Origin of the sequence: Bradyrhizobium sp. AUGA SZCCT0176 (assembly GCF_018130145.1) — a bacterium.
GTDB lineage: Bacteria > Pseudomonadota > Alphaproteobacteria > Rhizobiales > Xanthobacteraceae > Bradyrhizobium.
Map to the genome: position 1 here is coordinate 41,963 of NZ_JAFCMB010000017.1, position 14,223 is coordinate 56,185.

Genomic DNA, 14,223 nt, shown 5'->3' on the forward strand with positions numbered 1-14,223 from the left:
CCGCGCGATCAGTCCTTGCCGCATGGCATATGATCGGGCACTACGCTTTCGCAAATGAACCGTGACCTTGAAGATCTTGCCGCGCGGGCGGCGCCGGCGATTTTCGTCGTGCTGTGGAGCACCGGCTTCATCGCCACCAAATACGTCGTCAACAACGCCGATCCGTTGACCTATCTCGCGATCCGGATGGCGCTGGTGGTCGTCTTGATGGCGGTGATTGTCGCGATCGTGCGGCCCCGCTGGCCGGATCGGATCGGCATCTTCCACAGCGCCGTCGCCGGCATTCTGGTGCACGGGTTCTATCTCGGTGGCACCGCGATTGCGATTGCGCATTCGATTCCCGCGGGGCTGTCCGCGCTGATCCCCGGCCTGCAGCCGATCCTGACCTCGACCATCGCCAACCGCTGGCTCGGTGAGCGCGTCACGGCCATTCAATGGGCCGGACTTTTGCTTGGGCTAGCGGGCGTGGTGCTGATCCTGCACAATCGGCCGATGAGCGGCGACGCGGGCTGGGGTTGGCTTGCCTCCGGCGTGTCGCTGATCAGCATTACGCTCGGCACGCTCTACCAGCGGCGGTACTGCAACGCGATCGACTGGCGTGCGGGCAATCTCGTACAATACATCGCAGTTACGATCTTCTTCGGGCTCGGGGCATGGCTGTTCGAGAACAATGTGGTGCATTGGACCACGGAGTTCGTGCTCGCGCTGAGCTGGCTGGTCGTGGTGCTGTCGATCGGATCGATCGGGTTGTTGTACTGGCTGATCCGCCGCTCGGCCGCGACGTCGGTGGCGAGCCTGTTCTATCTGGTGCCGGCGGTGACGGCGCTGATGGCCTATGTGCTGTTTGGCGAGCAGCTCGATGGAATCGCGCTTGTCGGCATGACCGCGTGCGCGGCTGCGGTGTTTCTGGTCAACCGGCGCACTGCCTAGTTCAGCGATTGCGAATGCTCGCATAGGCCGCGAGCGCGCGTTCACGACCAACCTTGTGCTCGATGATCGGCCGCGGATAGTTTTTGCCGAGTTCGATGTCGGCGCTTGCCAGTTCAAGCGGTGTCGCGGTCCAGGGTTGATGGATCAAATTGTCAGGCAGTTGCTTCAGCTCCGGCACCCAGCGCCTGACGTAAACGCCATCGGGATCGAACTTCTCGCCCTGCAGGATTGGATTGAACACGCGGAAGTAGGGGGCGGCATCGGCGCCGCAGCCGGCGACCCACTGCCAGTTGGCCGGATTGCTGCCGGCATCGGCATCGACAAGCGTGTCCCAGAACCATTGCTCGCCCTCGCGCCAGTCGATCAAGAGATGCTTGACGAGGAACGAGGCCACCACCATCCGCACACGGTTGTGCATCACGCCGGTGTGCCAGAGTTCGCGCATGCCGGCGTCGACAATGGGGTATCCGGTCTGCCCGCGTTGCCACGCGCGCAATGCCTTGGTGTCGTGCTTCCAGGGAAACGCGTCGAACGATGGCTGCAGATTGCGCGTTGCGAGATCCGGTACGTCATAGAGCAGATGACGGCAGAATTCGCGCCAGCCGAGTTCGCTGAGGAACTTATCGATATCGGATGACAGGCGAGGGTGCTCGGCGGCGGCGAATCTTGCGGCGTGCCAGACCTGACGCGGGCTGATCTCGCCGAAGCGAAGATGCGGCGACAGAAGCGAGGTGCCCTCGCGGTCGGGGCGGTCGCGATCACCGGAATAGCCGGCGATACCGCCGGCGAGGAATGCCTTGAGCCGCGCCTGCGCCGTGGCTTCGCCAGGCCGCCAGTTTTCGCGCAAGCCGCCAGCCCAATCGGGGCGGGTTGGTTCGAGATGCCAGTCTTCCAGCGCATCGCTGGCAATATCGGATTTGCCGTTCAGCTTCTTCGGCGCCGGCAGCGGCTTTGGCGGATCGCCGAGGGATTGCACCCGCCGCCAGAACGGCGTGAACACCCGCAGGCCGCGGTTCTCCTTGTTGCGGATCTGGCTCGGCGCCACCAGCAGGTCGCCGGGAAATCTGTGAGTGGCAACACCACCGAGCGCCGCCGCGACCTGATCCGCCACCCGCTGGTGGGGTGCCTGTGCAATCTCGTTCCAATAGACGGCGCCGGCATCGACCTCGCGCGCAAGGCTGGCAATGACCGTTGAGGCCGACCCTCGGCGCAATACCAGGGACGCGCCCCGATCCCGGAGGCTCTCCTGCAAGGCGCGCAGCGACCGCGCCAGCCACCAGCGGGCAGCACCTCCGAGCGGACGAATGCCCGGCGTCCTCTCGTCGAGCACGAAAATGCATACAACCGGCGCTTGTGTGTTGGCGGCCGCATGCAGGGCGGGATGGTCCGAAAGGCGCAGGTCGTCGCGGTACCAGACGATGGCAGGGCGAGGACTCGTCATGCGCGTATAGATTTCATCAAATTCCCAAGCCTTTGCCTAGGGTTGCATCCATTAATCCGATCGTAAGCAAGAACCGTCAAATTGAGCCCGATTTTGGGGAAAATTGCACATGTCCTTGCCGTCGTTTGGAAAACTCCTGCCGTCGCTGAAGCTTCGTCTCGGCACCAAAGCGGTCATCTCGGCCGTTCTCCTGATCGCGGTGAATACCGCGCTGGTGGTGGGCGCGGCCTATTGGTCGCTCAACTCTGAGTTCGGCGACCGGGCGCTTCGCGACATCGAGGTCAATCTGCGAACGCTGGCGCTGTCCTTTGCCGAGACCTACCCCGACGCCAAGATCACGCTGAAAGACGGCATGGTCGCCAAGGCCGAAGCGGCAAAGATGCCAGAATTCAAGGACCACGCGATCGTCGATCGCTCGGTTGGCTATGTCGGTGGCAACGCGACGCTGTTCGTCTACGACGAGGCCAGCAACCAGTTCGTCCGCCGCTCCACCAACGTGAAGAAGGAAAATGGCGACCGCGCCGTCGGCACCCAGCTTGCACCTGACCATCCCGGACAACCGATCCTGCGTCGCGGCGAGGCCTATAAGGGGCCGGCCACGCTGTTCGGCAAGACGTTCATGACGGCCTATTACCCGATCGCGAATTCGACCGGAAAGGTGATCGGCGTTCTCTATGTCGGCATTCCGATGGCGCAGTTCGAGACCATGCTGTCGCATGCCATTCAGAACATGGCGATCGCAGCGGCCATTGCAGCGCTTCTGGTGATGTTGCTGACGATGCTGATCGTGCGCCGCGTGACCAAGCCGCTGATCTCGGTCACGGCCTCGCTCACCGCCATCGCCAACGGCAACAGTGACGTCGAGATCGATTGCCACGAGCGCATGGACGAGATCGGCGAGATCGCGCGCACGGTAGCGGTGTTCAAGAACAACTCGCTCGAGCGCCGCCGGCTTCGCGATGAACAGACCGCGGCGGCGGCTGCCGCCGTCGAACAGCGCAAGGCCGAATTGCGCGGGTTCGTCGACGAGTTCCAGACCAGCGTCGGCGGTATCCTCGACAAGGTGCTGAATTCCTCGGGTGAATTCGAGCGCGTGGCCAAGCAACTCACCGAGACCGCGCGGACCACCGCCGGGCTTTCGGGCCAGTCGGCGGGCGCGTCGGAGACCGCCTCCGAGCATGTCCGCACCGCAGCCGTTGCATCCGATGAACTCTCCAACTCGATTGCCGAGATCACCCGCCGCGTCCAGGAATCGAACGGGATCGCGGCCGACGCGGTCAAGCAGGCCGCGGCCACCGACCAGCGCATCAACGAGCTGTCGGAGGCGGGCGCGCGGATCGGCGACGTGGTGAAGCTGATCACCTCGATCGCCGAGCAGACCAATCTTCTGGCACTCAACGCGACCATCGAGGCCGCCCGCGCCGGCGATGCCGGCCGCGGGTTTGCGGTGGTGGCCCAGGAGGTCAAGAGCCTCGCCGGCCAGACCGCCAAGGCCACTGAGGAGATCTCGAGTCAGATCGGCAGCATGCAGCTTGCGACCGAAGAGTCGGTCAGCGCGATCAAGGCGATTGGCCAGACCATCGAGCGCATCAGCGATATCGCGACCTCGATTTCGGCCGCGGTCGAACAACAGCGCGGTGCGACGGCGAACATCGCCCAGAGCGTCCGGGCCGCCGCGAGCGGGACCGCCGACGTCGCCGTCAACATCCGCAACGCTGCGCAGGGCGCGGGCGAAACCGGCGAGACTTCCAACCGCATGTTTGCCTCGGCGCAGGCGCTGTCGGGCGAGAGCCTGCATCTGAAGGCCGAGGTCGAGAAGTTCCTGGACCGCGTTCGCGCGGCCTGATCGCAATCTGGCTGCTACCAATCTTTTCCTTGACGCCGGTTCTGATGACATCAAAACCGGCGTCATATTTTTTCTGACGCCTTGAAAGCGCGATGAACCGTTACTGTTTCGGCTGCGGCACGATCCGGATGTAGGGCTTCGGCGACTTCCAGCCCTGCGGATAGATCGTCTTGGCCTCGTCGTCGGTGACTGAGCCCGCGATGATGACGTCTTCGCCCTGTTTCCAGTCGGCCGGGGTCGCGACCCGATGCTTGGCCGTCATCTGCAGGGAATCGATCACGCGCAAAATTTCCTGGAAATTGCGGCCCGTGGTCATCGGATAAACCAGCACCAGCTTGATCTTCTTGTCCGGTCCGATGATGAAGACGTTGCGCACGGTCTGGTTATCGGCAGCGGTCCGCGTTGCGACATCCCCGGAGGTGGAGGCGGGGAGCATGTCGTAGAGTTTTGAGACGTTGAAATCGGTGTCGCCGATCATCGGATAGTTCGGCGCCGCGCCTTGCGTCTCCTTGATGTCCTCGGACCATTTCGAATGCTTGTCGACGGGATCGACGCTGAGCCCCATCAGCTTGACGCCGCGCTTGTCGAATTCAGGCTTCAACTTTGCGAGAGCGCCGAGTTCGGTGGTGCAAACCGGGGTGAAATCCTTCGGATGCGAGAACAACAGCGCCCAATTTGAGCCGATCCAGTCGTGGAATTTGAGTTTGCCCTCGGTGGTCTGGGCTTCGAAGTCCGGGGCGACTGCGCCAATCTGGAGTGCCATGGTACACCTCATCTCATTAAAGTTGCAGGAGAATTTCTGTTGATCTGTATAAGCCCTAGCAGGGTGGAAGTGAACCTCCGGCCAAAAAAGGAGAGATCCTTCTCCGCGAATAGGGAACTCCTAGCACCTTCTTTCGATCTGCGCCCCTGCGACGAAAAATCCACAGCGGCGGTAATCGCCCGGATCGCCCCGATATCGCCTTTTATGGTCCGCAAGACCCCGGTCCCGGTTGCCGGGGACGTTCATCGGTCGTTCAACCGAACCGTGACATCAGTCACAGCGACTAATTGGCAACCATCTAAAAATCTCGGAATGCAAGTTCCGAATCGTTAACCACTCGTTTACGCCGGCATCGCAATGCTGGACCAGAAAAAGAAATTGAGAAGTGCAAGCTATGTCTGCCCCTAGTACTACCAAATCTATTGAAGCGTTCGCCGTTCTCCAGCCTTCCTGCCGCAAGACCGCCGCCCATGCGCTGACCATCGTGCGCGACGGCGTCATCACCGGCGAGGGCCCGACCACCAATGGCCGTATCCATTTTTCCCGCGCGCTCGATGCCGATGATGCCGCCTGGTGCGCCCGCATCCTGACCGCGACCGCCGTCGAGCATCAGCCGGTCAGCCGCGCCGAAGCCGAGGCGCTGTTCGAAATCAGCGACGCCGCCGCCGAGCGCAGCGACGGCGGCCGTTTCGACGATCTGCTCGCCAAGGCGGTCGCTCATCATGCGGCGTCCGAGTCTGGCCTGCCCGTGCCGCCGCGCACGATTGCCCTGTCGCCGGACACCGACATCGAAAGCTGGGCCCCCGCCAAGGCCGTCAACATCGACACCAAGGTGCTGGAGTGGATTGCCGCCCAGATGCGCGGCAAGCGCCGCTCCAACCACGCGCTGGCGGCGATGGTCGCGACCCTGGTCGGCGCCGCCGCACTGCCGCTCGCGCAGCTGCCGGGCATGCTGGACATGGGGATGATGTAACGTCATTCTTGCATCGTTGAATTGAAAACGGCGGGGATTTTCCCCGCCGTTTTTGTTTGATGGAGCAGGGTGGCTACTAAATCGTCATTGCGAGCCAACGGGTCGCGCGAATGCGCGCCCGATGACAGGCTTCGCGAAGCAATCCATCGCACCACGCAAAAAGAATGGATTGCTTCGTCGCAAGTGCTCCCTTGCGCAAACGCTTTGCGTTTGTCGCAGGCAATGACGGCACGGCAAACACAGCTCGACATTCTCGCGGGACGTTGTGCCCAAGCCGTTGCCCGAGCCGCCGCTTTCCAGTCCGACCTCGAACGGGCATTGCACCACATCGCGGGCCACAGGCCTTTAATTCCCGATCCGGCACCCCATATAGAGTCCCATGGCACAATGGAAAGCATCTGTCGCGCGGCAACCACCGAAGACCAAGGCGGAACTGCGGGAGATGCTGACCGACGCGGTTCGCAACACGCAGCCCGGTGCTGACAAAAAGCCGAAGCGCTCCCCGAAGGTCGAGAACGAGCAGCCCTGACGGGCCGCCCGACGATATATCCGCGGCAGTTGCGGTCGATCCGAACAGCTTGGCCTGACAAGATTCACAGGGAATAGCGTATGCGGCTGGTTGCCAAACCCACCGAACAAGAGATCATTGAGGGGCCGCAAGCGGTATCCTTTCAGATCGCGAACGGGAACTCGCGGCAGCGCTGCCTTCTGCAAACCGATCTTCCGACGCAGGCGCTGGCCCACAAATATCTGCTCACCAATTGGCCTGTTATCGAGCGCAGGGCGCGCGAGGCTCTCGCGACCGGAGCCCTTGACGATGGTCAAATCAAACTGGCCATGGTCTAGAATCTTGTTTTGACGCGTTTTCTACGCAGATAAGTCTACGCAATCTGCGTAAGCTTGATTGCTATGCGAACCGGTGTCCACTTCGCTCGAAAACGCTATAGTTCGTTCAACAATCAATGTCGGTTTTGGTCTACAGGAAATAGTCATGCTCAAGGATCGCGAGAATATCCTGAATGCGCTTCGCGAGAAGCCGCTCAAGGTCTACGAGATCATGAAACGCGCCAATCTTCCGAATGAGGAAGCCTGCCAGTCGCTGCTTCTGAAAATGCGCGACGAAGGTCTGGTGAAATTCGACATTCACAAGGGACGCTGGCTTGCCGGATGATGGCGGCTCGCCGGATGATGGCGCGGCGCGGACGACAAGTCGCCGCGCCGAAAATCGATGTCGGCTCGAATCTGGATCGCGGCTAATCCTGGCCGCGTGTGTCTCGAATGTCCCGCAAGAGCCAGGCGAGCACAAGAACCGAAGGCGTCCAGGCGAGTAGTGCTCCGATCAACATCGCTTGCGCGCTTGTCATGATGGCTCCTCCGCTTACTCTATCGACAACTTTCACCTCAACGGTTTCGGCTCATCTACGTCCGAGAGGCGGTCTGCAGTCCGGACCTGCCGCATCGCTGGATTATTTTTGGTTTGCGACAGACGGCTCGGGGCATTTGTAGAGCCATCTCCAGTAGGCCTTGTTACGATCCCGCTGACGCTTGCAGTGCTCGCGGCACCTGGACGAGCAGAACTGCCCGAAGCGCCAGCTGAAACGGACCAGCCCGAAGGGGCGGTCGCAGTTCGGATTGTCGCAACGATTTGTCATGATGCGGCCTCCGCGTTCGTTCGCAGGATCAAGCGAATGAATTTTTCCTGGCCTTGGCCGAGGCAAGAACGTCCGCAGTAACGTTCACGCGCCGGATTTCGCAGACATACTATCTTGGGTTCTTCACTGTCGCATTCGGAACAGCGTGGGCCTGTACGCATGGCGACCTCCTCCTGAGGAATTGCCATTCACTGATCGTGGTGTACTGGTTGTCGTGCCGTCGGATTTACCGGAGGGCGACGATGCCTCACTCTCGTTCCGTCCCGCCCCATATACAACTTGTCTAGATGGTTGATCGGCTTATCCCTAGGTATGACCGGCTCGAAACCGTCATTTCGGTGGGATGGAATTGTTGTTTTGGCCCTGTCGCCGGACCGATCGGAATAGCGGCGCCAGATGCCGTGCTAACCCGATCGGATCGGGTCATCGGCTGTTTTTACGCGCCGTGCCCGCGCAGTGCGGCGTCGAGGCAGTTGATCAACGCCTCGCCCGTGAAGGGTTTGGTGAGAAAGCAGCTCGCGCCGGCCTTCAGTGCTTGCATGCGCGCGTTCTCAGTCGCGAAAGCCGTGATGAAAATGAATGGCAGACGGTATCCGTCGGCAACCAAGTGAGCTTGCAGCTCGAGACCGCTCATGACCGGCATTTGAATATCTGCTATCACGCACGAGGTGTCATGCAGATGAGGCGACCGCAGGAACGCCCCGGCCGATTCAAAGGTGTGAACGACGTATCCAAGCGTTCTCACGAGATTGTAGGTCGCGGTGCGAACGGAGCCGTCATCGTCAATGATTGAAATTACGGGTGGGTGGGCCAAAGCGGTGCTTCCTGACGTGCTGGCAGAATGCCTCTTGCTGCAAGCCGCTTGAGGGCAGAGTGCGTCGCAAATCGGGGGCGGAAAATCATACTTAGGTTTGCAGGACGGGGGGATCGCTCAACGACCCGCCGCTATTGCGGCGGTGCCGGGCGCTGTATTTCGAGCGCCTGGGCCATCTTCACCAGCTCGGCCAGCGATTTCGCGGCCATTTTTCTCATGATGTTTCCGCGGTGTATCTTCACGGTGATCTCGGCAATGCCGATTTCGGCCGCGATCTGCTTGTTCATGAGCCCGGTCGTGACCAGCGCCATCACCTCGCGCTCCCGGGCAGTCAAGGTCGCAAACAGCGCGTGCAGGTCGGAGCGGATCTTTGCTTCATTCCGGCTATTTCGATCGCGTTCGATGGCCGCCGTCACGGCATCCAGCATGTCCTGATCGCGGAACGGCTTGGTCAAAAAGTCGACAGCCCCGGCCTTCATGGCCCTGACCGTCATGGGGATGTCGCCGTGGCCCGTCATGAAGACGATGGGAATGTGAATGCCTGCCTTGGCAAGGTCGGCCTGAAAGTCGAGACCGCTCAGTCGAGGCAGTCTGATGTCAAGGATCAGGCAGCTCGCAACGTCCGGAAGCTTGCTCTGCAGAAATTCAGCGCCCGAACCGAACACTTCGACCCGCAAGCCCACCGAGCGGAAAAGATTCCGGAGCGCTTCACGCACCGACACGTCATCGTCGACAACATAGACGATCGGCTCGTCCGGGCCGCCAACGTTGCGAGGCGAGTTTGAGCGGCCGGTCACGGCGTATGGTCCTCTTGATGCATCGGCAGGCTGAACTGAAACGTCGCGCCGGGCCCGACATTGATGGAGGCCGACAGTCGCCCGCCATGGGACTCGACGATTGATCGGCAGATCGACAGGCCCATGCCCATGCCGTCGGATTTGGTGGTGAAGAAGGGAGCGAACAGCCGGTCAGCATTTTGAACGGCTAATCCGACACCGGAGTCTGTCACCGTGACCAGAATCTGGTCGGCGTCCTCCTGGTGCGTCCGGATCGCCAGCTTGCGTGGTCGGTCGGTGACCGGTTGCATCGCTTCAATGGCGTTGATGACGAGGTTGAGGATGACCTGCTGCAGCTGAATCCGATCGCCGAGGACCTGGCCGAGAGCGGGAGCGAGTTCCTTCCGCAGCACGATCCGGTGGCTGAACAGTTCACGATGCAGCAAGGTGACCACCTCATTGACGACCGCATTGATGTCGAGAGGCGCTTTCTGATCGGCGGTCTTGCTTACCAGCCCGCGGACGCGCTGGATCACTTCGCCCGCCCGGTTGCCGTCATCGACAATCGAGCCCAGAGCGCTGCGCGCTTCCTGCAGTTCGGGAGTATCGCGGTCGAGCCAACGCAGCGCGGCCGAGGCGTTGGCGACGACGGCGGCAAGCGGCTGGTTTACTTCATGGGCAATCGACGCGGCCAGCTCCCCGAGCGCCGTCACGCGCGTGACATGCGCCAGTTCAGCCTGTGCCTCGTGCAGTTTCTCCTCGGCTCGCCTTCGTGCCGTGACGTCTGTCGCCGCGCCGACAAATTCGATGCCACCAGATGCATCGGTTACGGCATGCGCGGCTGCATGGACATATTTGACCGAGCCGCCGGGCATCAGCAATCGATATTCGTGATCGAAATCCCTGCCGTCGCGGGACGCCCGGTCGATGGTCTGTTGCGCGCCCGCTCGATCGTCGGGATGAATGCGTTGAATGACCATGTCGAGTGCGACAGAAGGTGCCTTTTCAAAGCCGAATATCCTGAAGGTTTCGTCCGACCAGATAATTTCGCCGGTGGCGACGCGCCAGCCGAAGCTGCCGGTGTGGCTCAATCGCTGTGCTTCGGCCAAATAGTTCCCACTCTGCCGCAAGGCGTTTTCAGCCTCCTTGCGCTCGGTGATGTCCTCGCATGCGATCAGGACGATCAGCCGGTCATCCTGCCGTCGCACGGCTTTCGCGTTTTCACGAACCCACAGCGCCGAACCGTCCTTGCGGACCTTTCGGATCTCCCAACTGTGCGTTTGCCCGATATGCGCCAGACAGATTTCAACGCTTTTTCGCACCGCGTCCCGGTCTGCTTCAAAGAAGACGCCGAGCACCGGTTGTCCCCGCAATTCGCTGACGAGATAGCCGAGCTGGGCGGCGCCAAAAGTGTTCACCGACAGGACGATGCCTTCCGCATCGACCATGAAGTACATGACGGGGTTGTGCTCGAAGACCTCCTTCCACTGCGCCTCGCTCTCGCGCAGGGCTTCTATTGCGCGTTGTTCGGCGCTTGCCCGGCTCTCAAGCGCGGCTTCCATTTGCCTGCGGGTGCTGCCTACCAGGTGCATCACGATCAATGAGGCGAGAAACAGGGCGAAAAGCAGCACGACGGCAATCAGATAGTCGGCAACCTCCGGGGCGGGACCGAGCACGAGCCAGATGCAAGCCGCCGTCAACGATGCCAAAGCCATGCCGCCGAGCAGCGATTGCTCGGCCGAGCGCCGGGATTTTAGTATCTGGTTACGCATGGCATTGGGCCGTCCGGCCCCGCGCCGCGTCGTCAGGTGATCATCACCATCGACGGCAACACGTGGCCCCACGAATGAGCCGCATCCTAGCAGCTTTTCCAGGCCCGGAGGTATGGTGCATCGCGATACGCAGGTGGCTCAGAGCGCTTGACGGTCGCGGCCGTTCGTCGCGCCTGCAAGCCCCGGTTGACGATCGCGGAACGCGCAATGTCGACAACTGGATATCGCTGCGGGAGGAGGTGGCACTCCTGGTCCCTCGCAAGGCTCGGGCGGCTGATCCTAAACTTAAGTATGCTCCTCTCACCCAAATGTAACGTGCATATCAACCTCCGTTCAATGGTTCGGCGAGTCTCGGCGACTAGGCTGGCGCGATAGCCGAGCGGCAGCAGGAATCTCGCGCCATCGCTCTTGCTGATTGAACGTTGAACCTCGGCGCCGCTGTCCGGGATAGCCGCATTGTAAACATCGCTTGCGTAACGACCGCCGTCTCGTGCCGCCACAAATTCGGGGATTGAGATGCCAAAGCCAAGCCTGCAATTGATCCACTGCTCGAACGATATTCGACCGGGTGCAAAACGCCGGCAGGACAGCACCAGCTTCCAACCATACGTTATTCCTGGAGGCGCGCGATCCGTGCCGGGCGAGCGTTCATGGGAGGCCGCGCTTGATCTGGTCGATTTTGGCGTTTTGGTTTGCTATGAAAACTATCTTGCCTTCCTTGAGGCGAGTGCTGCCATTCTCGGCGGCTCCAAGTGGACTAATCATGAAAAGACCCGCTAGATTGACAAGGCACGCCGGAACCACGCGTGGTGCATCGACGATCCCTTGCTCCGGGGCGTCAACGCCACCCGCGTCGGCCAGCGACGGTGTCTTTCAACTTGTCCGCAGAGCCGAAGCTGGTCACTCTGCTGAGCTGCGCATCTCAAATTGGGGGGCTGGTGCCTGATGTTATCGTCCGACAGGATCGCGCTGTTTATCGATGGCGCCAATCTCTACTCGACCTGCAGAGCGCTTGGTTTCGACGTCGATTACAAGCGTCTGCTCAAGGAATTCCAGAGCCGCGGTACGCTGCTGCGGGCGTTCTATTTCACGACCATTATCGAGGATCAGGAATACACATCGGTCCGCCCCCTGATCGATTGGCTCGACTATAACGGCTACACCGTCGTCACCAAGCTCACCAAGGAGTTCATCGACCCCAGCGGCCGCCGCAAGGTGAAGGGCAGCATGAATATCGAGCTCGCCGTCCATGCGATGGAGCTTGCCGATCATGTCGACCGGATGTTTCTGTTCTCGGGAGACGGCGACTTCCGCTCGCTGCTGGAAGCGGTGCAGCGCCGCGGTGTCCACGTGACCGTCATCTCTACCATTGTCAGCCAGCCGCCGATGGTGGCGGACGACCTGCGGCGTCAGGCGGACGCCTTCATCGATCTTGCCGAATTGAAGCCAGTGCTCGGGCGTGATCCGTCGGAGCGGCCGGTGGCACGTGAGATACGCCAGCAATCGTCGCAATTCCCGTCGCACGCGACGATCAATGGAAATGACCTCAGGTCATGACGCCTTCGGGATGTCGTCCCGCTCATCCGTGCTGTGTTTGTTCCAACGACGAATCCCCGCGCGCAAAAGGGATTCGCGTACCGTCAAGAATTGACGCGATCGCGTCCCGATGCATCATTGTGCGATGTTCGGTTTCTTCAAAGGTTGCCGCCTGGCCCGCATGAGCAGCGGGCGCTTTTGCCTGGTACGGGATCTCGGCCTGGTCAAGGGCGGCAAGGGCATGCGGCACCATGAGGTGGTGATCGCCTTCAGCGCCCGCGAGCTGCTGAAGTGGCTGCGCCAGCCGTCGGCGAAGCGGCTTGAGCCGGACGCGAGTTCGCGAGCCAGCGTCTTGCCCCATGAACCAGAGGCGTTGGCTAACCTCGGACCACGCTCCTGAAGGCAGCCGAAAGCGCGGCAAGCGCATCGCGCGGCCGGCCGTCCTTGACCCTGGAATGCAGCAAGACCGGCAAGCGCGGCAGATCGGGAAGCCCGAGCCTGGGCCCGACCTCAACGGCGCCGAATGGCAGCATTCGCGGCGCCAATGCAGCAACGCCGAGCCCGGCCATGACGGCGGCTGCGACCGCCGCAACGCCGCCGCCGACGAAGATTTCCGTCCAGGGCACGTTCGCCGCATCGAGCAGCCGCCCGGCCATCGCACGCACGCCGCAGGGCTCGGCCATCGTGGCAAGCGGCAAGGGCTCGCCCGCGCGGTACTGCCAGCCAGGTGCTGCGAACCAGCCGAATTTCTCTTCGGTTATCACTTCCCCGTCGTCCCGCCCGGCCTCGAGGCGGACGATCACCGTGTCGAGTTCGCGCCGGTCGAAGCTTTGCAGCAGGTCGCCCGACGACCCGATCCGGATTTCGATCAACAGCTGCGGGTCTTGCGCGTTCATGCGTGCGATCAGCGCCGGGAGCTCCGGCCCCGCAACATGGTCGCTGATGCCGATGGTGAGGCGCTGCCGGGCACCGGCAAATACGGCGAGCGCGCGATCGTGCACCGCCAGCAGTTCGCGGGCGTGTTCGAGAAAGGCTGCGCCCTGCGCCGAAAGCTGCACGTAGCGGGGCGTCCGCTCGATGAGCCGGCAGCCGAACCTCTCTTCGAGCCGCTTCAGCTTCAGGCTGACCGCGGCCTGCGTCGTCCGCATGGCCTCAGCCGCGCGCGTGAAGCTGCCAAGTTCGGCGATGCGGACGAAAGCCTGGACGGCATCCAGGTCGAGGGGGCGTTCGGTCATTTCCAACGATTATAGCTGATATCAGTATCCATAGCATATCAAAATAGTCGGATGGCGTTTAGCTAGGTCAGGACAAAATGGAAAGGATCAGCTGTGCCGCTGCTTCACATCTCACTGCGCGCCGGAAAGCCGGCAGCCTACCGCCAGGCGATTCTCGACAGCCTTTATCGCGCGATGCGCGAAGCATTGAACGTGCCCGAAGACGACCAGTTCATGACCATCACGGAGCATGACGCAGCGAACTTCCGCTACGGCACCGCCTTTGGCATCGTCCGGAGTGACGATCTCGTGTTTATCCAGATCACCGTGTTCGACACCCGCACCGCGGAACAGAAGAAGGCGCTGTTCCGGCGGATCGCGGATTTGCTTGGCGAGCGCCCCGGCATACGGCCGGAGGACGTGTTCGTGAACGTGCTCGACGCCGCGAGGGAGAATTGGTCCGTCGGCCACGGGCTCGCGCAATTCGCGTGAGGCGCTGCGCGGCT

At 61.6% G+C, this 14,223-nt stretch carries 16 protein-coding genes; 10 read left to right on the top strand and 6 right to left on the bottom strand.

The genetic code is table 11. The features are described from left to right. The first annotated feature begins 54 nt into the window (after positions 1 to 54). The gene (locus JQ600_RS28715; protein WP_212388013.1) at positions 55 to 930 is read left to right on the top strand and encodes a DMT family transporter; all 876 of its coding nucleotides are present in this window, start codon (positions 55 to 57) and stop codon (positions 928 to 930) included. A 1-nt stretch (position 931) separates the two neighbouring features. On the opposite strand, the gene JQ600_RS28720 is transcribed toward JQ600_RS28715, so the two are convergent. Further along, positions 932 to 2,371, bottom strand: a complete 1,440-nt coding sequence (locus JQ600_RS28720) for a deoxyribodipyrimidine photo-lyase (protein ID WP_212388015.1) — start codon at positions 2,369 to 2,371, stop codon at positions 932 to 934. A gap of 109 nt (positions 2,372 to 2,480) precedes the next feature. On the opposite strand from JQ600_RS28720, the gene JQ600_RS28725 reads away from it, so the two are divergent. Then, a complete protein-coding gene (locus tag JQ600_RS28725) occupies positions 2,481 to 4,217 on the top strand; it encodes a methyl-accepting chemotaxis protein (RefSeq protein ID WP_212388017.1) in 1,737 nt (578 codons plus the stop codon). 100 nt (positions 4,218 to 4,317) lie between these two features. On the opposite strand, the gene JQ600_RS28730 is transcribed toward JQ600_RS28725, so the two are convergent. After that, on the bottom strand, positions 4,318 to 4,980 hold the full coding sequence (locus tag JQ600_RS28730) for a peroxiredoxin (protein ID WP_212388019.1): 663 nt from the start codon (positions 4,978 to 4,980) through the stop codon (positions 4,318 to 4,320). A 394-nt stretch (positions 4,981 to 5,374) separates the two neighbouring features. On the opposite strand from JQ600_RS28730, the gene JQ600_RS28735 reads away from it, so the two are divergent. The 4 genes from JQ600_RS28735 to JQ600_RS28750 all read left to right on the top strand — a co-directional run bounded on the left by JQ600_RS28735 (position 5,375) and on the right by JQ600_RS28750 (position 7,124). Then, entirely contained in the window at positions 5,375 to 5,953 is a 579-nt protein-coding gene (locus tag JQ600_RS28735) for a hypothetical protein (protein WP_212388021.1), read from the top strand. Positions 5,954 to 6,332: 379 nt separating this feature from the next. Next, the gene (locus JQ600_RS28740) at positions 6,333 to 6,482 is read left to right on the top strand and encodes a hypothetical protein (RefSeq protein WP_212266145.1); all 150 of its coding nucleotides are present in this window, start codon (positions 6,333 to 6,335) and stop codon (positions 6,480 to 6,482) included. 80 nt (positions 6,483 to 6,562) lie between these two features. Continuing rightward, a complete protein-coding gene (locus tag JQ600_RS28745; protein ID WP_212388023.1) occupies positions 6,563 to 6,799 on the top strand; it encodes a hypothetical protein in 237 nt (78 codons plus the stop codon). 145 nt (positions 6,800 to 6,944) lie between these two features. Then, entirely contained in the window at positions 6,945 to 7,124 is a 180-nt protein-coding gene (locus JQ600_RS28750; RefSeq protein WP_192733787.1) for a hypothetical protein, read from the top strand. A gap of 917 nt (positions 7,125 to 8,041) precedes the next feature. Here JQ600_RS28750 and JQ600_RS28755 read toward each other — a convergent pair. The 3 genes from JQ600_RS28755 to JQ600_RS28765 form a co-directional block, all read right to left on the bottom strand. Beyond that, positions 8,042 to 8,419, bottom strand: coding sequence for a response regulator transcription factor (locus tag JQ600_RS28755; protein ID WP_212266147.1), 378 nt, complete (start codon positions 8,417 to 8,419; stop codon positions 8,042 to 8,044). A 131-nt stretch (positions 8,420 to 8,550) separates the two neighbouring features. Then, on the bottom strand, positions 8,551 to 9,216 hold the full coding sequence (locus tag JQ600_RS28760; protein WP_212266148.1) for a response regulator transcription factor: 666 nt from the start codon (positions 9,214 to 9,216) through the stop codon (positions 8,551 to 8,553). Beyond that, the gene (locus tag JQ600_RS28765) at positions 9,213 to 10,967 is read right to left on the bottom strand and encodes a PAS domain S-box protein (RefSeq protein ID WP_212266325.1); all 1,755 of its coding nucleotides are present in this window, start codon (positions 10,965 to 10,967) and stop codon (positions 9,213 to 9,215) included. Before JQ600_RS28765 ends, JQ600_RS28760 begins: the two co-directional genes overlap by 4 nt. A 516-nt stretch (positions 10,968 to 11,483) precedes the next feature. On the opposite strand from JQ600_RS28765, the gene JQ600_RS28770 reads away from it, so the two are divergent. The 3 genes from JQ600_RS28770 (at position 11,484) to JQ600_RS28780 (ending at position 12,903) form a co-directional block, all read left to right on the top strand. Continuing rightward, positions 11,484 to 11,747: a hypothetical protein gene (locus JQ600_RS28770; protein WP_212388025.1), complete on the top strand. Its 264-nt coding sequence runs from the start codon at positions 11,484 to 11,486 to the stop codon at positions 11,745 to 11,747. A 165-nt stretch (positions 11,748 to 11,912) separates the two neighbouring features. Then, the gene (locus JQ600_RS28775) at positions 11,913 to 12,524 is read left to right on the top strand and encodes an NYN domain-containing protein (protein ID WP_212266150.1); all 612 of its coding nucleotides are present in this window, start codon (positions 11,913 to 11,915) and stop codon (positions 12,522 to 12,524) included. Between the two features lie 124 nt (positions 12,525 to 12,648). Continuing rightward, entirely contained in the window at positions 12,649 to 12,903 is a 255-nt protein-coding gene (locus JQ600_RS28780; RefSeq protein WP_212266340.1) for a hypothetical protein, read from the top strand. Here the strand turns inward: JQ600_RS28780 and JQ600_RS28785 are convergent. Further along, positions 12,881 to 13,738, bottom strand: coding sequence for a LysR family transcriptional regulator (locus tag JQ600_RS28785; RefSeq protein WP_212388027.1), 858 nt, complete (start codon positions 13,736 to 13,738; stop codon positions 12,881 to 12,883). The two genes, JQ600_RS28780 and JQ600_RS28785, sit on opposite strands and share 23 nt — an antisense overlap. A gap of 93 nt (positions 13,739 to 13,831) precedes the next feature. Here JQ600_RS28785 and JQ600_RS28790 point away from each other — a divergent pair, with 93 nt between their 5' ends. Further along, a complete protein-coding gene (locus JQ600_RS28790; protein WP_212388029.1) occupies positions 13,832 to 14,209 on the top strand; it encodes a tautomerase family protein in 378 nt (125 codons plus the stop codon). Positions 14,210 to 14,223: the final 14 nt, after the last annotated feature.

Excerpts from the sequence above, each read along its gene's own strand:
- JQ600_RS28715 (WP_212388013.1), top strand. The coding sequence starts at position 55 with ATGAACCGTGACCTTGAAGATCTTGCCGCGCGGGCGGCGCCGGCGATT.
- JQ600_RS28720 (WP_212388015.1), bottom strand. The coding sequence starts at position 2,371 with ATGACGAGTCCTCGCCCTGCCATCGTCTGGTACCGCGACGACCTGCGC.
- JQ600_RS28725 (WP_212388017.1), top strand. The coding sequence starts at position 2,481 with ATGTCCTTGCCGTCGTTTGGAAAACTCCTGCCGTCGCTGAAGCTTCGT.
- JQ600_RS28730 (WP_212388019.1), bottom strand. The coding sequence starts at position 4,980 with ATGGCACTCCAGATTGGCGCAGTCGCCCCGGACTTCGAAGCCCAGACC.
- JQ600_RS28735 (WP_212388021.1), top strand. The coding sequence starts at position 5,375 with ATGTCTGCCCCTAGTACTACCAAATCTATTGAAGCGTTCGCCGTTCTC.
- JQ600_RS28740 (WP_212266145.1), top strand. The coding sequence starts at position 6,333 with ATGGCACAATGGAAAGCATCTGTCGCGCGGCAACCACCGAAGACCAAG.
- JQ600_RS28745 (WP_212388023.1), top strand. The coding sequence starts at position 6,563 with ATGCGGCTGGTTGCCAAACCCACCGAACAAGAGATCATTGAGGGGCCG.
- JQ600_RS28750 (WP_192733787.1), top strand. The coding sequence starts at position 6,945 with ATGCTCAAGGATCGCGAGAATATCCTGAATGCGCTTCGCGAGAAGCCG.
- JQ600_RS28765 (WP_212266325.1), bottom strand. The coding sequence starts at position 10,967 with ATGCGTAACCAGATACTAAAATCCCGGCGCTCGGCCGAGCAATCGCTG.
- JQ600_RS28770 (WP_212388025.1), top strand. The coding sequence starts at position 11,484 with ATGCCAAAGCCAAGCCTGCAATTGATCCACTGCTCGAACGATATTCGA.
- JQ600_RS28775 (WP_212266150.1), top strand. The coding sequence starts at position 11,913 with ATGTTATCGTCCGACAGGATCGCGCTGTTTATCGATGGCGCCAATCTC.
- JQ600_RS28780 (WP_212266340.1), top strand. The coding sequence starts at position 12,649 with ATGTTCGGTTTCTTCAAAGGTTGCCGCCTGGCCCGCATGAGCAGCGGG.
- JQ600_RS28785 (WP_212388027.1), bottom strand. The coding sequence starts at position 13,738 with ATGACCGAACGCCCCCTCGACCTGGATGCCGTCCAGGCTTTCGTCCGC.